The following is a 19,971-nucleotide window of genomic DNA, read 5'->3' on the forward strand; positions in this document are numbered from 1 at the left end:
CTGCTAAGTATTTTAAAACGGTACGGGTGGACTGCTCGGAACCAAAACAACTTCGTTTGTTTGAAACGCCCTCCCCTGAGTTAACAGGGATTAAGGAGATAAAACGCCGCTCTCGTAGCAAAAAGCGTTTGCCGGGGAACTTGTTAGGCGAACAGTTAAACCTGTTTGATGTAGATAAGATAGTGGATTCTAACTAAGCTATCTGAATCCCACTCCCTTTAGGGGTGGGAGTGTCAAAGCATTAGTCATAAACTCCAATACATTGCGACGTTGAAATTTAAGGGAAGTCACAACAGTTAACATCCGAGACACAAAAGTGCTACCCGCTTGAGTTTGGGAGCCAAAACTGGTAGGGAGCCATATCACCGCAGGACGTATAGCTGCGAAACTTTGCCACAGGGATACTCCCCGTGGCAAGATTTCGCCTCTGGGCAGTATTATTCGTTGGTTCTACACCTTCAACATCGACAAACAACCATAAAGCTGGTTCAACTTTCAGAAGTTGGCGACAAGTACGGACAGTTTTTGCGAAGGGAGTTTTTTCTTTGTAACCAACCTCATAGTTTGCGGCTTCTTGCAAGGAGGACTTGATTGAGTTACGGATGAATTGAACTTTTAGCTGCAATTCGCAACGCTTCAAAGTACCATCTCTGACTTAATACCAAAGTTTAAATAATTCCTTTTCTTGCTCTAAGAGATCATCTCCTATTTGCTTCGAGACTCCTGTTCGTTCTGAGATTTTAATGAACTCTCGTTGGACATTGCACTTTGTACCATTCTCTGGCTATGCCGGTATAATCCACTCAAAACAGCAACCATGGCTACTGCACGAGTACCGTAACCACTTGGATTAAAACAAGAGCGGTAATGCTGCACGGGTGCTTTCTCCACAGTGGTCACATATTAGTTTATGTAAGCGATGTTCTATGACTATCGGTTTAATTGGGGGAATTTCTACTACTTGGTGACGGTAAGGGTTCCCGTCTTCTCCGCTTAATTTCTCACCACAACAGTTACAAATTTCAGGGTGGTGATTCAAAACCTCTTCACAGTATGACGGCTCATATAAAAATCGACTATGCCCCTTATGACCTGGCTGCCCACCGCGCTTTTTACCGCTCTTGTTTTTCTTTACTGGCTTTTCTGCACTGGGTGGGTCGGTTGACGGGGGAGATGATGAATTATTTGATGTACGGTTAATTTTTTCTAAAAGCTCCTGCTGTTTAGTTTCTAAATCCGCTAACTCTTTTTCTGATTGCTTTATATGCTGCCCCATTTTCTCCACCAGTTCTTTGACACTGGTCGGAGTTTTTTCCCAATCTGAGTTGGGGATTTCAATTCCGTAAATGAGGCACTTTACATCCATGCATCTTAAACTACCATCTAAGCATTCTAGGAGTGTCTGTAGGTTTTGTAAATAAATGGAAATATATATTTGCAGAACAGGGTATTAGTGGACTAAGATTAAGATACAAAGGGTCAAAAAGTTATCTTAATTTAGTACAAAAACAAACTGTATTAACTTGGCTAAAACATAAAAATTACTGGCATTTATCAGAACTAAAAGAGTATTTATAAGATAATTTTGATGTAATCTTTGAATCCAATCAAAGCTACTATGACTTGTTTAAACAAGCTAATATAAGTTGGAAAAAAACACAGAAAAAGAATCCGAGAAAAGACCCAGAACTAGTAGCTAAAAAAACTAGAAATAACGGCGTGGCTGAATGCTCATCAAGATGATATAGTATCCGGGCAACTTGTGGTTTTTTGTGAAGATGAATGCCATCTGTTATGGGGAGATATTTGTAGTTATATTTGGGGTAACACCAAGGAACGAGTGGAAGTTCCAGTTATCAATGAACGACAACGACAAACCTACTTTGGCGCTCTAAATTATTGGCTCTTCAGTACCTAGTATGCCAAATTATTAATTAAAAACTAAAATATTCTTTTTTACATGGGTTTAAAGCTCAAAACTGTAAAATAGCTAAAAATGTTATTTAAAAAACCTAAATCTATTACGTGGCAATCTTTCCAGCTTTTATACGAATGTTTTTAGCATATTAAGTACTGAAGAGCCAAATTATTATACACAAGAGTTGTATCCCCTCAAAATTTCGGGGTAGGGAGTTATTGAGGTATCCATGACCAACCAAAGGGATTCTCTGAAGACCTCTCCCGAATAATAGTCCCCAAAGATGGAATATTTTCAACTTGAGAAATGCGATCGCTAATATACTCGAAAAAGCTGATACCCAACTTGCGAGTTGTGTCAACAAGTAACATAAAAATATCCCATGCCTTTGTACCTTGCTCTGTTTGGGTTGCGTAACTAATGTTGCGCCGTTGTACAATCGTTCTGGCAGCTAACTCTGCTGGATTGTTATGCAATGGTAATTCTGGATGCTCCAATACAAGAAGCAACTCCAGGACTTGTAAAGCGGTTAATCGTTTTCGCTCATCTAACTGCTCGTAACCAGTCTTTTCGGTAAAAAGTGTCCAAAATTCCAGTTCTAATTGATGAGCTTTTTCACAACTCGGAGAATCTCGGTAAGCTAACAATTTTCGGTAATAATTCCAGAATCTTTCCAGAAAATCATCTAAAAGTTTTTGGTGGTAAGGTATGAGTGGACTTAATTTTTTATAATGTCGTCCTTCATGTACCCAACAAAGAGCTAAATCTGAAGTTATTAATTTAAACTGCGGAGCATCATCACACAGTAAAGTTTTAATTACAGGAATGGTTGATTGCTGATGATAAAAGGCAATTGCTGCCGATTCACATACGCGGGAGCGATTCTGGGAACCCAGTTTACTTAAATACTCATCAATTAAAAAATTAAACTCAGCTTCCGTTAAAGCGACTTGCTGAGGTAATAATTTGAGTTGATTAACCCACTTGGCTGGTAAATTAAAAGTATCTAAAAGCTCATATGTTAGGGAGTTGAGAATAAACTCAAGCTCAGTTGTGTTTTGCAACACCTTCAATACACTCAAACTCAAACGGTCTTTGTTTCGTGTCGTCTGGTAGATTGTATACAGAGGGTTACAAATCACATTTGTTGTATAGTTTACTCCCCCCACACGCGCACCTGTCTGGTCAAAATGTTGCCAAGGACTGCTTGCTAGTCCTTCTGCATAAACTTCTTCGTACTCAGCTAAGAAAACTTCTGGGTTTTTAATTAATAAATTTGATAAGTACCCTGCACTCATCGAGATACCGATATTCTCTAAAAATTCTTTTATTTTACCGCATCGTCATGTTTCCACCGTAATAAAGACTCATGACCAAAGCTTTTATCCCTGGACCGAATTCTCCGCTCTTACCTGTTGGTAAATTTGCTAGATATGTTTTTCTTGTTTTCGGTGAGTAGTATTTTTCCTTGCGAAATAGTATGTTATCTGGCTTCAGTAAAATATCTTGGACTACTACTTCCTCATAGCCCTTGAACTGTACGTCTGGTGGTAATTTTTCTTGGGGGTAAAATACAATCTCTTCTCGGTCTATCTGAATTGACTCGTTTTTACTTGTTTTTTTGCGCTCTTTTGGTATTTTTCGCTCTTTCTCTGATGAATGATTTTTCTTAAACCCTTTGTTTTTGTTCGCTTTTATGTCAGGTTTTCCTTGTTCACCTTTCAGACGGTTATTCTCATCCCGTAGTTTTTGAATTTCTTTTTCTAATTGCTTATTTTTTGTATTTAGTTGTTCTACCAAATTCAATAACAGTTCTACTGTTTGACGCACTCCTTCATCTGCAATCTCTTTTGGCTCAATTGATTGCAATGATACTGATACCACTTCTTCTGATCATGGTTTTTGCGTCATGCTTCATATTCTACGACGCAAGGTGTACCTTTACCCCATTTTTTTGAGCGGATACCAAGAGTTTTTAATTAAACCTTATGAAAAAGGTGATACAAGTAACGCGATCGCCTTCGTTGAATATTTAATTTCTCAGTATCCAAAAAGTCGCATTGCTCTGATTTGGGATGGAGCTAGCTATCATCGTTCTCATGAATTTAAAGCTCATTTAAATAATATTAATCAAGGGTTAAATGAAGACGAATGGAAAGTAACTTGTATTCGATTTGCACCCAACGACCCAACGCAAAATCCTGTAGAAGATATCTGGTTGTATGCTAAAAACTTTATTCGAGAGTTCTTTGAGAGCAAGCGATGGACAAATTTGTCTAGCTCTAAGATAAACCGAGTATATCTCTAACCAAGCCGCTCAATTTCTCTCTACCAATTAACTCATAATCTTCTGCACTCAAGTCACAGAAATATTTTTTAGCCCCGTTTACCTCAAGCATTGCTACTAACCCCAGGGGCGCACCTGATAGAATATTCTCTTCATTCACTTCTCTATCAGTACTTAGATTAGTTTTTACGGTCGCAGAGTAGTTTCTAAATTCCTTACCATCAAAGACTGCATAATTCCAGAAGAAGTTACACTCTCTCATCGGAAACTGACTTGCAACCATAATTCAGTAATCATAGACATCATGCTGAGTGGAAGCTCCCATATGTCTTTGAACAGTAGCTTTCACATCTTTTCCTGGAGAGAATTTTGCATATTAATGTCGCTAAGGCTTCTGTATCCAAACGACGATTACCGTAACTACAGCGTAGCTCAAAGGTTTTATTTTGGCTCAGGGCAAAAGAGAAGGTGAAAGGCATATCTAAGATTTTGTATTTTGGATTGGCTTCCTAAATAAATGAGGATTTGCTCTAGAAGTTACAATCTTCTTCACCGTATTATCACTTAATTCCGGGAAGTCGTATTTTTTCATAAATTTGAAATAATTGACTAATTTTTACGCTGCGATCGCTAGATTGTTTTTAACTCAAACTGCTTAATAGTTACTGTATTCACTTGCTCACTCAATTAGCTTTACCTTTATTTTTGATGAGTTAAGTCGGGAATAGAAAAGCTTATCCTTTTAGTCCCGACGGGTCTTTTCCAATTTATAATCTTTATATTTCATCACAGTCAAGTTTTCTCCAGCTTTAACCATTCGCTCATTTCTTGCTCAATTAATAAATTGTATAGGTTGCTTACTGTTCGCTTTTCTTTGCTAGCTCGTTTTTTCAGAGCTTCCATTGTTTTCAGTTCTAGATAAATCGTCTTCTGTAGGGTTGCATATTAAACTTTTGAGCCATTTATTGAAGGTTCAAAGCGAGCAATCATGGATTTTTCTAACTCATCTATTAACTCTGAGCTATCACAAATCAGCCAAGCAATGCGAACTTCACCAGGTAAGTCTTTGAATTCTTGGATTCTAGCAAGGAGAATCCCAACGTTGTCTTAGTACTGTTGCTTTACCAACGTAAACAACTTTGTTGTCATGCAGCACAAAGTAGACTGCACAAACTAAGGGTAGATGCTTCCGCAGTGAGAGCGAGATTGTGGGTAATTTGAACGGGTCAATTGCTGCTGTATTCATTTACAAATGTTGATTAACTCTACTTTCAATCCATTGCTCTATAAGCTGCCTAGATTTTTCGCTCATATTTGTCCCTTCCCTAGCGCACCAGACTTTAAATTCTGTTCTTAAGGACTCAGGTAGAAAAACTCTAAAGCTTACAGTTTGGTCTTCTTTTTTGTTGTCATCTGACATAAATAGGTCACATATACCACACGCTCATTTTCCGCTAGTTAACTCAGTTTTGAAATAGCTCACACGACACTATTGATATATATGACCTATGTAGACTATGATAACTGTATTAGCGATAAACTTCTACCATTATCAAATATGGGCAACTATGAAAAACAGTACAACCCTCAAAGCTTGTAAACGAACAAATTAGCAAAGCTCATAGAAAATAGCTTACTCACGGCTTTGATTCGGAATTACCATTTGTTTCATCTGGGTATCTAAGCTTTCCTTCTTTTTCAGCTACTTCAACGTCTCTACGCAGCAAATAAGCAGCTAGGTCTGCGAGACTGGTACCTTCAATATCAGCCCAAATTTGTAATTTTTCATGAGTCAAATCGGGAATAGAAACGCTTATTCTCTTAGTCACGGCAAGTCTTTTTTAATTTTCATGTCTCATCGTATCTTTTCTTGAATTTAAATATTGTTTCGATAAAGATGCTATTTAGTTGTGGAATAGCTGCTTTTAGTATGATGCTGATATACGACACAAAAAAATTCAGTTTCGATTCCAAAAGTCCAATGCTCCCGTAAACTCCCTTCCTTGTAAACAGGAATCTCTAAAGATGAAAAACTGCGAAATCCTGAAAAAATTACCGAAAAAAGGTTTGGAACCCAGGCAATTCCTACGTCACTGCTTTGGTATTGCTGAACTGACTCCCTCAGAATTACTTGAAGAAGAAACAGACAGCCAGTATCGCAAAAAATGCATTACCGTACTTTGTGCAATCTTTGATATACAGCGAGCAACAGTTCGCAAATGGGGAAACGACCTTAACTTTGAAGGAATGCCTAAATATTGTAGGATTGCGCTTGCTTATATTTATGTTGCCCAAACTGCACCCCATGAGCTAGGAAGCATCCTAAAAGGGGATTTTGCCCCACCATCGGTTGACGCTCAAATGTTTTTGGAGAAAGTTCTTCTCAACGGGCTAAGCGAGCAACAAGTATTGCAAACTGTCTAGAAATGCTAACTTTCGTGGGACTTGCGTTCAAACCCTTACTCAAGTCCTGCATATTGGCACAAAATCAGTTCAAGACTGGGGACAAGATATGTCATTTCGCAAAATGCCCCGAATCCATAAGCATACTTTGGGTTATGCATTGGCAGCTATCTCCCAAGTTTCATCAATGGATGCTTCTCTCAAGCCAAGCAAGCCCGCAACACTGTCTAAAATGCTTTCAACAGCAGCTTAAGTTATTCAGATTAGTCGGATTAGAAAAATTGGTCTTTGTGACAGACCAAACACTAATAAAAGCAAAGCAAATTTAACATGACTTCACTAATTCTTGCAACCGAAAGGTACACCGAGCAGAACTATATTGACTCCAATCCCACGGTACACATCGAGCAAAGTACTTTGGAGTATCTGTATGCAGCATTCTCGCTTTACGAATGTAAGCATACTCTTAACAGGAAACAGTATCGCGCACTGTTGGAGGAGTATGGATGGGATAAAGGGAGTGCCGAAGAAAGGCGATAAGCCTTCGGCATGGCTTCGCGTACCGCTAAAAATTGCAGAAAATTTTCAAGCGTTTGTTGGTTGTCCGGAACATTTGGCTGTATTGCCTGTACCGATATTACTGCGGTTATGCTCGAAGAATTACCAGGTTTTAATTGAAAAGTTGCAAGATATTCCCATTGGTGGATTGACTTGCAAACTTGTATTGGGACTGATTAAAGAAAGAGGAAAGTTTCTCAAATCTCAGAAAACAGAGAAAAAAGTTGGGAATTGGCGAGCAACACCTGATGGTAGTCGATACTATACTTTCGGTAAAATTATGGAAGATGACCACCAGACGGGAGTGCTTACGGATAAGCTGATAGAGGAATCGGGATTGTCCCCACAGCGAATTGTCAGAATGGCGATCGCTAACTTATACGATAATCTTCAAGTTGAGATTCCAACAGATAGAATTAGTTCTTTAACCGATTTGATTAACGATGAAGAAACTGACGACAATATCGACTCGGAAGATGTTGTGAATCAAATAAACTGGGAATCCAAACAGCAAGAATTTGAATCATTATTACAAAAAGATACAGAAGATACTGACTCTGAATATCCGGAAAGTGAGGAAGAATCGGATATTGACTTATCAGAAGATGTACAGTCTGTAGCTATTCCAATACGTGTATCTGAAGAATCAGGAACAACTTTAAAACTAATTCGCAATCAAAACCAAGATGATGCTGCATCCAAAGATATTTCAAAACAAGTTGAAATGCTATTGCAAGCAACTTGTTGGGAAGAAATTGTTTCAACAACAGAAAATTGGAACGAAGAATTAAAATCTACTGTTTGGAAAATGTTAAGTGAGGAAGAAAGACAAAGTATTAATCAGTTAAAAAACCAGCATTTTGAAAAACTTGAGAAAATCCCTCAAGTCGGAGATAAGGTTATATGGAATGATTGTCCAGTGCATTTGAAATAATCGCGCCATAAGTCCCCGAAACAACGATAGGAAGACCGAAGCGGCTGCTGAGGTAAGCGTATAAATAACCAGGTAAAATCTTATCGGGGTCAGCTACAACACGCATAAAATGCTGTGAACCCGCCATTCCTTTCATATCAGAACGGGAATAAATCATTCTACCTATAGTTCCAGAACAAGTTATTAATGTCCATCCTTCGTCAATTAATAATTCTGGACATGATATTACTTTCTTTTTTGACAAAAGAGGTAAATTTGATAAATCTGCTGCTAAGATATCTGTACTTCCAAGAAAAGGAATACCGTAGTCTGAGTCATTAACATAATTGCGTGAAAATCTCGGACCATTAAAAATCCCTTTCATTCCTCCTTTAGTTAATTCCTGCAACGGTTCTTTTTTAACAGGTAACTTTTCTAAAATAACCTTTGCTTCAAAAGCACCAGAAAGATAAGGATTCCCATCCAAACGACGCTCGTTATTTTCAATCCAGTGGGAAGTAACAGGAATATCTAACTTAGAAATTTTCATATCTGACCCCCATCAAACGGAAACCAATGCTGCAAAGTACTACACAGTTTTTGAAAAGCTGGGTCTTGACATCTTTTAACAGAAACTCTATTCGTAATTTGACGATAAATCGCAGATGAACGAGGTATTCTTGATATTTTTAAAACATCTTCCACAGCTTTTTTCGGATCAGCAGGTTTTGACATCCCAATATCCCATAATCCTTTTTGTGCTAACCATTCCCGCATAGATACATTTTGTTGTTTAAATCTAAATGCTTGTTCTACAACTGGGGTATCCTGCAATATCCAAATTTCTAACTCTAGATCGATTACAATTACAGCAAAATTATTTTTATCCCAGCCAGTTTTCAACATATTTTTACTAATATTATCTTCAATACCTTCTACACCAGGGGAACCCTCCCAAGCATTATCCAAAGCTATAACAGCATAGCGATGTGTTTTTTGGTAAGGACGTAAAAATTCATGAGCGCGAGTATAAACCCCTGGGTCGCTGCCACTTTCATCTACAATTAAATCTTCAGTTGAGTCAAATTCAAAATTGCTAATTCCTAAACTCAAATAAAATTTTTCTCTAGTTAAAAAACCCAAGAATGTCGCCTCCATATTTTTGTCTGCGAGCAGGAAAATACAATCTCTCATCCAAGTACCCCCGCAGCGAACAGAGAACCCAAATCAATACCTCCTCGCCAATCTTGCAAACGTGGATGTTGTTTTCCTTGTATAGCTTTCGCACCATTCTCCTTGCTGAGTTGCATCACAATAATTGATTCTAGCGCTGTATGAGCTAAAACTACCGGAGAATGAGTAGATATACTCACATCTTGCACCTAACGAGTAAACACTTAAAAAACAAATAAAGAGAATAAAAATATGACGTTAGATTAAGTGTGAAGCTTCAGTAAGGGTAAGTAATTTATCACACAAAAAGATAGTACTATTACATAATAAATTAAACAAACCATACTATATTCAGCGATGACGCTGTGCGTCATCGCTGCTTTGCGATCGCCAAATTTGCTTTTGTAGCAGAAAATATGAGAGAAAGGGCGTGAAATATCAATAAAATAGAGCAAGAACAATGCTTGCCCACGCCCAAGAGTTAGTTTACAACCTCAAAGACTTGATGCCCACACAGTACCAAAAAGAAAATCTTGAAGCGATATTGGGATTATTCTTAGAAGCCCAAGGGCATCCTTTACCTGAACATTCTAAAACTAAGTCTGCGAGCGCTTTAAGTAGATTTTTAAATATCAATCCTTGGTCAACACGGGACATGATTCGCGCAGTTCGTAATCAAGTATTAGAGGTGGTTTTAAAAGCTTTATATGAATCTGGAAAAGGACGTAGACCATTTTTACAAGTAATCGTTGACCTTACCACCCTTGAAAAACGAGGTAAATTTCCAGATTTTGAGCATTTAATCTCAGTTTATAACGGTAAACGAGGATTACACCTAGTGGTACTATATCTGGTTGTCGGAAAGTGGCGAATTCCTTGGAGCTTCCGAGTTTGGAGAGGTAAGGGTACACCCTCACAAGCACAATTAGGGCTGAAATTAATTAAAGCTTTACCAAAGCTACTGACCAAACACTTTCAGGTGATGATTTTAGCTGATACAGCTTTTGGTAGTATAGATTTTTTACATGGTATTCGTAAGCTTAAATATCATGCCATCACAGGTCTTTCTATCAATCGTAAATTAGTTGATGGAAGGGTTCTAAGACATTTGCATAAACAAGGGCAACAGGTAAAGTTGGTTGGTTTGCAGTTTCCTGTTACCGTAGCTTGGTATTACCTTAAACGTGAAAATGGAAGACTAGAAAAAAGGTTTGTTTTATCTACCAGACCTCTAAAAGCTAGCACTATTAAGTGGTGGGGAAAACGTAGATGGCAGATTGAGGGTTGGTTTAAAACAGCAAAGCATCGTTTTGGCTTACATCGTTTTGGTCAGAAAACCTTAATTGGAATGTATCGTTGGCTGATTCTTTCCTTAACTGCTTATTTTATAGTCCATTGGACTTACTTATCAACTCAGTTGCCATTGCCACCTGATTGGGGAGAAGCATCCCAGATTGCTCTTGAATCATTTTTTCCAAAAATAGTTGTGTCTCTTCTTTTACTTAATATTGAGCGATTAATTCCTCTTGCACGTAGTTGTGGTTTTGACATTCAATTCTCCAGGTGCAAGATGTGAGTATAAAAACTTGGGAATTATATACAGAACTTAAAGATTGCAAAACCACTTCTATTGCTCTAGGATGAATACCGTTTTCCGGTTCTTCTAAAAAAATTAAATCGGCAACTTTAGGTAAATAAGGCAAAATAGTCAAAGCTAATATATGCAGAGTTCCGTAAGATAATCCCGAAGATGTAACTATATAGTTTCCCAAATAAGTTAACTTGAGATAAGCGTGATAATCTTCTTCTCTTTGAATCGCTTCTATTTTGACAATGTTAGGTAAAGCCATTTTGATATGTTCTACCCAAGCTTCAAATAAATCGGGTTCTTCCTGTTGCAAATTCATTACCAACCAAGGTAAATTAGCTGCATCAGCGCGTAAATTTTTTGGTTGGCCTGGAGGACAGGCTTTTCGTAACATTTGCCAACTGGGTTCATAGCGCATTACCCCTTTTTTTAATAAATCTATAAACCAATTAGTTGCAGGAAAGTTAGTTAAATCTCTTACCACATTTGCTAAAGCTAATTCCTGGGGTTCTAAATTTAATTTTGGTTGATTTGCGCTACGGAATTCTGGTTTTAAATTAGCTGGAGTTCCGTTTGCTCTATCAATAATTTTTTGCCAAGAAGAGGGGCGTTTTTCTCCTATTATCCAACCTTGTTCGGGTTCAGAAACTTCTTCGGGCAGAATATAAAGAAATTCATCGGTTACATGAAGCTCAATCTTATTAAATATTTGAAACCGGATTTCATAACGCAAGCTATGGGGATGTCGCTTGCTATCTTTTTGTACTGCTGCGGATGCATTTTGAAGTAAGTTAATAATAATTTCTTGAGGTAAATTAGCTTCTATTGCAAAACCAAAATACTCCCCTTTACTATAATGAACCAACTCCTACACCATAAAAGCCAAAGCGCGATCGGAAAGACTAATCTCCTCATTACCACGAAAAAGATTGCTGTAATTCTCCTTCACGTCTTCAAACAAAGGTAAAATCCGCTTGCGAATTTCCTTGCGTCCCTCAATATCAAACTGTTCCTTGGGACCAGCCCAAAATCGTCTTTGACCGCGAGGTGATTTCTGCTCGTCGTGCATTTTACAGAAAATCAGGTATAAAAACTGCCAGAAAGCCGCATCCTTGGGCATCCCGATTAGCCTGCTTGAAGTTAGTGCCTCGCAAACTAACATTATTAAGTACCGATCCTTTGATAGAAACAAAACTTAAATCTCTCCCCTCCAAAACAGCTTTATCAACCTTCACCGAAAAGGTGACAGCATTTCCACCCACATAACCAACCTCCTCCTCACTTTTCCCCCGCGTCATCTCAATAACCTCAACCAGCGCTTCATTATCCCCCACCATCCCCAACATCAAATCCATCACCGCTTTCGTTAATGGCTTAACGCCCAAAATTTTCCCTCAATTTCTCCAAAGATTCTTTAATAAACCCCTTTAACGGAGCAATCGCAATACAATTTCCGGAATTATCCAACTGCCGCTCAAAATAACCAGACCAAGTATAATCAACGGGTGCAGCGCTACGATCCAAACAAGATTGTGCTTGTGCTTGTGCTAGTTCCGTAAAATCATCAGCTAAAATTCCCAACTCAGCCGCAAATTTATATGCAACAAAAAACTCTAATAGCAAACGATGAGCGGGAGTATAATCCCCATTAGCATTACGAATCAGCATCGTCTGCCCCATCATGACGTAATGCCAATGATCCAAATCATTTTGTTCTTGCACGATAGAACCAAACAAGCGACGAATGCGATCGGGAAACAACTTGTAATTAATGCTCAGTTGGTCATTAGAAAGCATTTCCCAAGATAGTTCGCACAAGAAATACAGTTTATCTGCCAAAGAAGTAAACGTGCGTTCGGCTTTGATATCCCGTTCCATCTTCCGTCGCACTGCATACAAATAAACCCGCGACATATCCACAGGTTTACCCGCTTCAATATCTGGTAATGCTTCTAAAATTAAATCGGTCATTACCGGACGACGTGCCAAGTCTAATAGTTGCGGATTGCCCATCACTTGGTCAACCGTTGCAGTTTCTGCTTGGTGTAACAATACTTGTCTTATTTGCTCGTCGTTGAATTTTTCCAGTTCCAATACTTCAAACTGGGGTGTTTCTCCGGTTAAATTTTTAGTAGAAGCTTGTAACTCTGCATTCAACAAAGCCCGTCCTTCTTGAGCTTCTGGAAAATGTTCTGTGCGACAAGTTAAAATCACTTTGGCACCGGGAACCACAACCTTAACCAGTTCCCAAAAGTTATTAATCATCTGCTGACGGTCAACTTTTGCAGCCATTTCATCAAAACCGTCAAAAATTAACAGCAGCTTACCCATGCGGTTCAACTGGTCGAAGACATCGCTATTGATACATCTTACCAAAGGTAGCACGAAGCCCTCAGTGCCATTTGCGCTTTATCTCAGAAGTTTTAACTTTTTCCCAACTTCAGCGCCAACTTTTGATAGATTCCGTCCAACCACACGGGAATTACAGGTTTACCTTCATCCAAAGATGCGATCGCCTTCTTCAAATCAAACTCTAAAAGTTCTAGTTTCCCCTTCTTGCCATCCCAACACAACATAAAACGCTTGGCTACTTTTTCCGAAATAGGTAAAATAAAACCCTCATCCTTCAGTCTTTTAACCGTAGCAGCAGCCACCTCAAAATTTAAACCGACTCTCAGACAATATTGCATCACTGCTAATTCCATTACCTCAGAGCTTCACAAGAACGCATGGACTATCGTTTAATTATCAAAGACCGGGCGACGCAAGATTTGCGACAGTTGGCAAATTATATATTGGTTAATGGTAATGCCCAGATAGCCGTTAAATTTTTAGATAGTGCGGAACTGACTTTTGAGCAGTTGCTAAAAACCCCTGGTATGGGAAAAATAACACAGTTGGTGGTGTCAAGATTGGGTGCAATTAGACAATGGCGCATCAAATATTTTAGAGATTATCTAATTTTCTATCGTATCCAAGACACTACCGCCCTCGATTCTAAGGGTATTTCATGGAGCAAGAGATTTAGCGGATATACCGCCACGAGTTAGATGAATAATTCCGATCCAAAATAAAAACCTTTACTCTGTAGGAATAGATTCTAAGCAAGAAAATGATATTTTTGTTTTGAAAAATCTGTGCGGTTTTCAAATTAAGAATATTGAAATTTTTTTGATTTTTAAATCAACTGCGTTTTTACATCAATGTATCTCCATATTTTATTTATGATCATGCACTTACCTTGGATAACGCCGGACGTTATTGTAAGTGTTTTTATGAATCAGACCACCATATTATCCGAAATGATAATGTGGTGAAGAGCTTGTAATGTAAGGATTATAGCTATTTAGAATATATTAAGGCGCGGCTATCTATCACAGGGTTAGCGCTCCCAAATTCTATCAAAAAGCCATATTGTTAACTAATAATGAAATAGTTATGAGAAACCGAAGAAGGGATAACTATCGGTTAATTATATAAAATAAAACTATTTCCCGCTCAAAATATGAGTTATGACCTACACCCCACCCAAACTTCTGACTTTCGAGCAATTTATTGCTGAGCATGGAGATAACGCCCGTTACGAACTAATTGACGGAGAATTACGTGACATGGAACCAACAGGTCCTCATGAAGAGGTTTCAGGAAATATTGCTGGTAGAGTTTATGCCGAAATTTTTCGCTCTAATTTGAATTGGTTAATCCCAAAAACTTGTTTAATTAAACCACCCGCAGCAGAAGCAACAGCATTACGCCCAGACGTAATTGTTTTGGATAAAGAAAAGCTTAAACAAGAGCCGCTTTGGGAGAAAGAACCAATTATTTGTAGAGGCGATACTATTAAATTAGTTGCGGAAGTCGTAAGTACTAATTGGCAAGACGATTATGCTAGAAAAGTTGAAGAATATAGTTTATTAGAAATACCTGAATATTGGATTATTGATTTTCGCAGTTTGGGTGGTTTGCAGTTTATCGGGAAGCCCAAACAACCTACTTTTACCGTATGTCAATTAGTTGATGGTATATATCAACAGCAAAAATACCGTTTAGGAGATGTGATTTCTTCCTATTTATTTCCAAATTTACAATTAAAGCTTGATGATATTATGCCGTAGTTTAGGAAGGCAATAGTTTTCCTAAAAACTATATTAATGATTTTCGTGTTGGCATCTAAAAATATACGATTTAACCTTGTGCTATTAAAGAATTGATTTGTTCATCATCAATATTTATGCCTTTACGTTGAAAATATGGACGTAAATTAATTTGGATAAATAAATCCTTTAATTCTTCAGCGATTTCTTCAGGAGGATTTCCCGATAAAGCTGTTGCAATTAAACGTTCTGCTGCTTTCAATTCTCCACAATCTATCGCCAAAGTTGCTGCACTGCGATGTAAAATTGAACGACTCGGTTCTGCATCTAATTGATGAGCAATTAATTTTGCGGCTGCTTGTTCATTTTCAAATGCTTCTCGAATAAGTTGAGATGCTTGTTCTAAGTTACCTGTCCGTTTCGCACTAAAAGCTGCTTCTGCCAAATCCATTGCTGTGTTGTGTTTTTCTTGAACTTGACTCCGGAATCTTTCTACATAAGATAGGGGTGTGCTGAATTCTACAACGATAATATATGCCGGAAATTGACCATCGGAGGCTTTTGTTTGTTCCTTTTTTTGTTTTAACCTAGCTTTAACACGGCTTGAATCACCTTTTCGTATTCCAGATACTTCAAGCCTAACTTTATTTTGAAATAATTGCCCTTCATCTGTATCCAAAGTGCCTAACCAATAATCAAATCCTGTGCCTTTTCTAGAACGTTCAATTACGGTTAAATCAGTTAATTCTCTAATGATTAAAAACGCAATGCCATAGGCTGCTTGTTCTGTCGTAAATTCCTCATCATTCCAGCAACGTAGCATTTGTTCGGTAACTGGTTGCCAAAATAGCTTAAATTTAGCATTGAAATCCCCATCAACTGTGATTTCAATGCCTTGGGAATGCTTTTGTTCTTCCAAGCATACTGCACAAGCTTCCGCTAAGGCTGCGCCGAAAGAAGGTGTGATAGCCGGTAAACCTTGAGCTAAATCAGTAATTACAAGTTTCTAATGATAAGACTTGCTATAAAACCAGCCTTCAATAGTTCTTTCATTATAACCAGTCAAGTATGAGAGAGTAGCATTGCAAGCTTTCATGTACCCATGAGGACTTCGTTTACCAGGAGTTGGAACTTCTATTCCTGGGTGAAGAATAGGTATCCAAATGATGCACCATTCCTCTGGAGACATTGGTTTTAAAAGTTCGGGCAATATTTGTTGTAATCGTCCATTTTATATTTGATACAAAACAAATTTTGCTAACCGACGAGGAATTTTCTTAGTGTTAGCTTGTGGCTCATTTAATAATTGCATATGTATGAATGACTTATTTATAGAGGGTTTTTTGTCATGTCGAAACTTTGTGCCATTAATTGCTGATTAAAGGCAAGATTTCACAAAGATAGAATTTGTTCTCAATCTAAAAAGGAATTTCCTGCTCTTGATAGCTCGGATGAGATACTTTTAAATCGCAGATAAAAGCAGTTAATGCATGGATTCCTGTATATAAAGTTCCACTATTTGCTCTGTATCCTCTGCCGCTCCAACCATTCCAGCCAAGATTTTCTCCTATTTCACCAAACTCTGAAATTACTGAATTAGATTTTGATTTGTGCTGCAATTCTTGCTGCTGTTTTCTACTCGTATCTTGAAGCTGAGTTAATTCTTGCTCTCTTTGAGAAAGCACGTTATTCAAACGCTCAACTTCTGACATCAATGGTTCAATAGTTTTCTCTAACTCTTTGTTAACCACCTTCGCAGCTTGCTTGTTAAAAGTATTACCCCAGCTATCTCTATTGGAATCTTCGAGAGCTTTTTCCAAGTCTTTTATTCGTTGCTGGAGTTGTTGATTTTCCGAAACCAAACTACGAACAGAATTTAATTCATTTTCTTTCACTATTAATTGCTCGATTAATTCGTGTTTAGCTTGTTCCATTTTTTGAGCGTGTTTTTGGGCAGCAATTATTTCTTCTTTAGCTGCTTTTAATGCTGCGTCGCGAATTTCTATAAATTTTCCCAGTTCTTCCTCTGCTTTCTCTTTATCTCGTTGTGCTAAAGCTTCGGCGATTTTTTGTTCTACTTGGGCTGGGGTAAACATTTCCTTTGGAGAAGCTGGCTTTATAGCTGTCTTTAAGGATTCTGGCTGAATTTGGTGGGGCTTAAATAGCTGCTTTACATCCATACCTTGAGAAACTGTATGGTCAAGTAATACCCAGAAATCATTGTTCCATTCGGACATGATGATACCAGCGTAACCAGTCCAACCTCTATCATCACTTTTGATTACGATTCGCATTCCGGGGGCTAAGAGTGTGGGAGCGAGGGAAGTGGTAGTGAGGGATTGTTCCTTCCCTCCCTCTCTCCCTCTCTCCCTCTCTCCCTCCTTCTTCACTTGTGCTGCTGTTCTAAGAGGCGATCGCACTAATTCTTTGACCAAATCATGGCTGACTTTAGTTAGTTGTCGTAGTGCTGACACGCTCCATTTTTGGACGTTGCCGCGAACCTTACCCTGTAACCTTTTTGGTAGTTTGGAGAACCATTGATAGATTTCTATGGCGCTATAAGCTATGTATCGGGATGCTCCGAAGTCATCGGATGCTAGCCATTTTTCAAATACTTTTTTACCTTTTGAGCAATCAGCAATGCAGTCAAGGTAAATCGAATGTAATGCTTGTCCGTTTTCTAGTAAGCCATCGAAGGTTTGGCGAACAAAGCCAATGAATTGGTTGAGCGTGGTTTTAGCTTTGCTTTGTAAGTCGGAATTATCAAACTGAGAATAATCAAAGTTTGCAGTAAATACAAATGGTGGGTAGACGTTTTGGGTATTGTCGTCTAAAGCAATAGAATGCATAATATAAAGTATCCCTTTGATGTAATTGGGAAACCAAACCCTCCGTGCTTGATTCGTAGTCTAAGCGGGGGGTTTTGGCTTTTAATAATTGTACCTTAAAGTTCAACCAATATGTTGAACTTTTCAATTACTCTTTAGAATTATTTACTTGATTGGGAAGTACTTCCTGAATTTGCCATAGAATATCTACAGACCGTAAGTACAATGGTACTAAATTAGGAATATCACTTGGAGTCGATAACCAATTACTACAAGTGGTTTCGTTGTAACCAGTTAATAGGGCTAGAAGTTTGCAGCACTCTTTGCGATACCCATACTCTCCTGGCTTTTTGTCGCTTTTTATCGGAATCCATTTAGAGCAAAACTCCTTTGGTTCTAAAGGTTCAAACATTTATATTTCTAATTCCGGTCTAAATATATCACCTCCAGTTGCCTAAAATTCGCTTAAAATTAAATTTAACCCTATAGGTTTAAGTTTTGTTCCAAGACGACTAGGAGAAGGTGAGGATGTCAGCAAGACAATTATCCTCAATTCTCCCGCACTAGTACCGCTTGGCGGAAGTAAGAAGTAAGAAGTAAGAAGTAAGAAGTTTGATTTTCTAAGCTTTTCAGCCATTTTTAATGGTTGCCTTATTTAAGCCGTGGTGTACTAGTAACTTATCCGAGAGGGAACAGTGGAAATGGAATTTATCTCGTTTGCTTTACGAAAAAGGTTATAACCGCAAACAAATTGTTGATTTGTATAAAGTTATTGATATTATGATGGCTTTATCTACAGAATTACAAGCCAATTTTGAGGAAAAAATCACTAATTATCAGGAGGATAGGAAAGTGCCTTTATTAAGCAATATTGAAATACGTGCTATTGAGAAAACTCATCACAAAAATATCATCCAGCTACTACAAAAACGTTTTGGGAATCTTCCAGAAAGTTTGGTGGAAAATATTAATAAAATAGATGATGTCGCGGTTTTGGAAAGTTTAGTTGTGGAAACAATCAGCGTTAGTTCTCCGGAAGATTTTCAACAACTTATTGATTCTCAATCATCGGAGCATAGTTAATTTAAATTAGTTTTATTTTTTGAATAATTCGGAATAAAAAAATGGTGCGTGACGGCAATATTAACATTTTTCGTTATGATTAATTATTTATCGTAGCCGTCACGCACCCTACTAACTTTGAAAAGTATCTGATTTTTTATTTGATGTCAGAAGAATTACTAACAGTAGTACGTATTATTCATGCTAGCCGAGATATTCCTACTATCTTGGGAGAAGAAGAATCTTAGTAAGGAGTAACTCAATCCTCGCGATTTGCTTCCAGTTTCAGGAGAAATCCCCGTAAGGGGTTCCAAAGGCAGCGTCAAAGTTGGGAGGACCTGGGTCAGGTATGATATTTGTTTGACCATTCACTTTGCCGTGCTTCCGTAACAAAGGTTTTTCGTAAGGAATCCGATTCTCAACGAAAAATCTTCAAAAGTTTTGGTAATCCATAGCGAGTAAAAAGTTCTTCAATCGCAAGTAGTGGAGGATGGTTGGGGTAGTTTGGTGATTTGCCAATTTTTTCACTCTTTTCTTGTAGGTTGAAGTAAATCATTGGTACCAATTTGCCTTCATGACGGCATCACTATTGAAAGTGCCGAATTTACGAAGATATCCGGCGTTGGTTTCCTATACCCCAAGATCCAGCAGAAGCATTTAAAACTTCTGCTGGATGTGCGGATGCAATTAGTTTTTTCTCAAATAACTCGCTAATAATTTGATTTTGGTCTATAAAATTGCCACCATTAAGAACAGAATCGCCTACCATCAAAATTCTTAGCTTTCCCTGTGGCTTTTCGATTGTAATTGGTTCGGAGCGTTGGGAATATTGGTTATATTCAATATTTTTACCAAAGCGATATATTTTCTGGTTTGGTTGAAAGCGATACAGGTTATCGCTGTCGGCTTGGCTTAACACTGGCAAGCCTTGTCCCAAAGCAAGTCTGAGAGTAGCTTCAGTTACAAAAACTACATTTAGTACAAAATTACTATTGAGTATTTTAAAATATATTTTTTCATCATCGGGTAATATCTGTAGTTTTCCAAATTCAATATACGGTTGCCATTTTCTATAGAAATCGGCTAACTTAGCGCTGTTATAACCGTAAAAAAAGATACGGGAGCAGCCAATTCCTAACAAATCATA

At 38.0% G+C, this 19,971-nt stretch carries 25 protein-coding genes and 3 pseudogenes; 10 read left to right on the plus strand and 18 right to left on the minus strand.

What is annotated here, in order from left to right:
* Positions 1–197, plus strand: a pseudogene (locus ACM03V_RS24370) (hypothetical protein); the annotation flags it as partial.
* Positions 198–319: 122 nt separating this feature from the next.
* Here the strand turns inward: ACM03V_RS24370 and ACM03V_RS24375 are convergent.
* Both ACM03V_RS24375 and ACM03V_RS24380 read right to left on the minus strand, forming a co-directional pair.
* Positions 320–640: a hypothetical protein gene (locus ACM03V_RS24375; RefSeq protein WP_414623388.1), complete on the minus strand. Its 321-nt coding sequence runs from the start codon at positions 638–640 to the stop codon at positions 320–322.
* Positions 641–850: 210 nt separating this feature from the next.
* The gene (locus ACM03V_RS24380) at positions 851–1,366 is read right to left on the minus strand and encodes an IS66 family transposase zinc-finger binding domain-containing protein (RefSeq protein WP_414623389.1); all 516 of its coding nucleotides are present in this window, start codon (positions 1,364–1,366) and stop codon (positions 851–853) included.
* A 227-nt stretch (positions 1,367–1,593) separates the two neighbouring features.
* On the opposite strand from ACM03V_RS24380, the gene ACM03V_RS24385 reads away from it, so the two are divergent.
* Positions 1,594–1,743 carry a hypothetical protein gene (locus tag ACM03V_RS24385; protein WP_414623458.1) on the plus strand — a complete coding sequence of 50 codons (150 nt, stop codon included), beginning with the start codon at positions 1,594–1,596 and terminating at the stop codon, positions 1,741–1,743.
* Positions 1,744–2,133: 390 nt separating this feature from the next.
* On the opposite strand, the gene ACM03V_RS24390 is transcribed toward ACM03V_RS24385, so the two are convergent.
* Complete coding sequence (locus tag ACM03V_RS24390; protein WP_414623390.1) at positions 2,134–3,216, minus strand: IS66 family transposase; 1,083 nt, start codon at positions 3,214–3,216, stop codon at positions 2,134–2,136.
* 34 nt (positions 3,217–3,250) lie between these two features.
* Positions 3,251–3,802, minus strand: a complete 552-nt coding sequence (locus ACM03V_RS24395) for a hypothetical protein (RefSeq protein WP_414623391.1) — start codon at positions 3,800–3,802, stop codon at positions 3,251–3,253.
* A 25-nt stretch (positions 3,803–3,827) separates the two neighbouring features.
* Here ACM03V_RS24395 and ACM03V_RS24400 point away from each other — a divergent pair, with 25 nt between their 5' ends.
* On the plus strand, positions 3,828–4,226 hold the full coding sequence (locus ACM03V_RS24400) for a transposase (protein WP_414623392.1): 399 nt from the start codon (positions 3,828–3,830) through the stop codon (positions 4,224–4,226).
* Here ACM03V_RS24400 and ACM03V_RS24405 read toward each other — a convergent pair.
* Positions 4,201–4,488, minus strand: coding sequence for a hypothetical protein (locus ACM03V_RS24405; protein ID WP_414623393.1), 288 nt, complete (start codon positions 4,486–4,488; stop codon positions 4,201–4,203). The two genes, ACM03V_RS24400 and ACM03V_RS24405, sit on opposite strands and share 26 nt — an antisense overlap.
* Before the next feature lie 1,354 nt (positions 4,489–5,842).
* Positions 5,843–6,034: a ribbon-helix-helix domain-containing protein gene (locus ACM03V_RS24410; protein WP_414623394.1), complete on the minus strand. Its 192-nt coding sequence runs from the start codon at positions 6,032–6,034 to the stop codon at positions 5,843–5,845.
* Positions 6,035–6,230: 196 nt separating this feature from the next.
* Between ACM03V_RS24410 and ACM03V_RS24415 the strand changes: the two are divergent.
* From ACM03V_RS24415 to ACM03V_RS24425, 3 genes and pseudogenes are all read left to right on the plus strand, one after another.
* Positions 6,231–6,861: pseudogene (locus ACM03V_RS24415) on the plus strand (hypothetical protein).
* 77 nt (positions 6,862–6,938) lie between these two features.
* Positions 6,939–7,148, plus strand: a complete 210-nt coding sequence (locus ACM03V_RS24420) for a hypothetical protein (protein ID WP_414623395.1) — start codon at positions 6,939–6,941, stop codon at positions 7,146–7,148.
* On the plus strand, positions 7,111–8,100 hold the full coding sequence (locus ACM03V_RS24425; protein WP_414623396.1) for a hypothetical protein: 990 nt from the start codon (positions 7,111–7,113) through the stop codon (positions 8,098–8,100). Before ACM03V_RS24420 ends, ACM03V_RS24425 begins: the two co-directional genes overlap by 38 nt.
* Here the strand turns inward: ACM03V_RS24425 and ACM03V_RS24430 are convergent.
* The 3 genes from ACM03V_RS24430 to ACM03V_RS24440 are packed head-to-tail and all read right to left on the minus strand — an operon-like array spanning position 8,066 to position 9,452.
* Positions 8,066–8,629 (minus strand): restriction endonuclease subunit S, encoded by a 564-nt coding sequence (locus ACM03V_RS24430; RefSeq protein WP_414623397.1) that lies wholly within the window; start codon positions 8,627–8,629, stop codon positions 8,066–8,068. The two genes, ACM03V_RS24425 and ACM03V_RS24430, sit on opposite strands and share 35 nt — an antisense overlap.
* Positions 8,626–9,273 (minus strand): methylation-associated defense system protein MAD4, encoded by a 648-nt coding sequence (gene mads4, locus ACM03V_RS24435; RefSeq protein WP_414623398.1) that lies wholly within the window; start codon positions 9,271–9,273, stop codon positions 8,626–8,628. Before mads4 ends, ACM03V_RS24430 begins: the two co-directional genes overlap by 4 nt.
* Positions 9,270–9,452 (minus strand): hypothetical protein, encoded by a 183-nt coding sequence (locus ACM03V_RS24440; protein WP_414623399.1) that lies wholly within the window; start codon positions 9,450–9,452, stop codon positions 9,270–9,272. Before ACM03V_RS24440 ends, mads4 begins: the two co-directional genes overlap by 4 nt.
* Positions 9,453–9,712: 260 nt before the next feature.
* Between ACM03V_RS24440 and ACM03V_RS24445 the strand changes: the two genes are divergently transcribed.
* A complete protein-coding gene (locus ACM03V_RS24445; protein WP_414623400.1) occupies positions 9,713–10,828 on the plus strand; it encodes a transposase in 1,116 nt (371 codons plus the stop codon).
* Here the strand turns inward: ACM03V_RS24445 and ACM03V_RS24450 are convergent.
* The 4 genes and pseudogenes from ACM03V_RS24450 to ACM03V_RS24465 form a co-directional block, all read right to left on the minus strand.
* Positions 10,755–11,705 carry an AAA family ATPase gene (locus ACM03V_RS24450; protein WP_414623401.1) on the minus strand — a complete coding sequence of 317 codons (951 nt, stop codon included), beginning with the start codon at positions 11,703–11,705 and terminating at the stop codon, positions 10,755–10,757. The genes ACM03V_RS24445 and ACM03V_RS24450 overlap by 74 nt on opposite strands.
* Positions 11,706–11,708: 3 nt before the next feature.
* A complete protein-coding gene (locus ACM03V_RS24455) occupies positions 11,709–11,909 on the minus strand; it encodes a hypothetical protein (RefSeq protein WP_414623402.1) in 201 nt (66 codons plus the stop codon).
* Position 11,910: 1 nt separating this feature from the next.
* Positions 11,911–13,204 (minus strand): annotated as a pseudogene (locus ACM03V_RS24460) (NACHT domain-containing protein); the annotation flags it as partial.
* 59 nt (positions 13,205–13,263) lie between these two features.
* Entirely contained in the window at positions 13,264–13,545 is a 282-nt protein-coding gene (locus ACM03V_RS24465; protein ID WP_414623403.1) for a hypothetical protein, read from the minus strand.
* Positions 13,546–13,569: 24 nt separating this feature from the next.
* On the opposite strand from ACM03V_RS24465, the gene ACM03V_RS24470 reads away from it, so the two are divergent.
* Positions 13,570–13,890 (plus strand): type II toxin-antitoxin system RelE/ParE family toxin, encoded by a 321-nt coding sequence (locus ACM03V_RS24470; RefSeq protein WP_414623404.1) that lies wholly within the window; start codon positions 13,570–13,572, stop codon positions 13,888–13,890.
* A gap of 462 nt (positions 13,891–14,352) precedes the next feature.
* On the plus strand, positions 14,353–14,955 hold the full coding sequence (locus ACM03V_RS24475; RefSeq protein WP_414623405.1) for a Uma2 family endonuclease: 603 nt from the start codon (positions 14,353–14,355) through the stop codon (positions 14,953–14,955).
* A gap of 70 nt (positions 14,956–15,025) precedes the next feature.
* Here ACM03V_RS24475 and ACM03V_RS24480 read toward each other — a convergent pair whose 3' ends face one another.
* From ACM03V_RS24480 to ACM03V_RS24495, 4 genes are all read right to left on the minus strand, one after another.
* Positions 15,026–15,853: a hypothetical protein gene (locus ACM03V_RS24480; protein ID WP_414623406.1), complete on the minus strand. Its 828-nt coding sequence runs from the start codon at positions 15,851–15,853 to the stop codon at positions 15,026–15,028.
* Positions 15,854–16,352: 499 nt separating this feature from the next.
* Positions 16,353–17,783, minus strand: a complete 1,431-nt coding sequence (locus tag ACM03V_RS24485) for a hypothetical protein (RefSeq protein WP_414623407.1) — start codon at positions 17,781–17,783, stop codon at positions 16,353–16,355.
* Positions 17,784–17,910: 127 nt separating this feature from the next.
* Positions 17,911–18,174 (minus strand): hypothetical protein, encoded by a 264-nt coding sequence (locus ACM03V_RS24490; protein WP_414623408.1) that lies wholly within the window; start codon positions 18,172–18,174, stop codon positions 17,911–17,913.
* Between the two features lie 42 nt (positions 18,175–18,216).
* On the minus strand, positions 18,217–18,399 hold the full coding sequence (locus tag ACM03V_RS24495) for a hypothetical protein (RefSeq protein WP_414623409.1): 183 nt from the start codon (positions 18,397–18,399) through the stop codon (positions 18,217–18,219).
* 5 nt (positions 18,400–18,404) lie between these two features.
* Here ACM03V_RS24495 and ACM03V_RS24500 point away from each other — a divergent pair, with 5 nt between their 5' ends.
* A complete protein-coding gene (locus tag ACM03V_RS24500) occupies positions 18,405–18,845 on the plus strand; it encodes a DUF4351 domain-containing protein (protein WP_414623410.1) in 441 nt (146 codons plus the stop codon).
* Positions 18,846–19,428: 583 nt separating this feature from the next.
* Here the strand turns inward: ACM03V_RS24500 and ACM03V_RS24505 are convergent.
* Positions 19,429–19,965, minus strand: a complete 537-nt coding sequence (locus tag ACM03V_RS24505; RefSeq protein ID WP_414623411.1) for a hypothetical protein — start codon at positions 19,963–19,965, stop codon at positions 19,429–19,431.
* Between the last annotated feature and the right edge of the window lie 6 nt (positions 19,966–19,971).

The organism is Calothrix sp. CCY 0018 (genome assembly GCF_963920925.1).
Taxonomy (GTDB): Bacteria; Cyanobacteriota; Cyanobacteriia; order Cyanobacteriales; family Nostocaceae; genus Rivularia.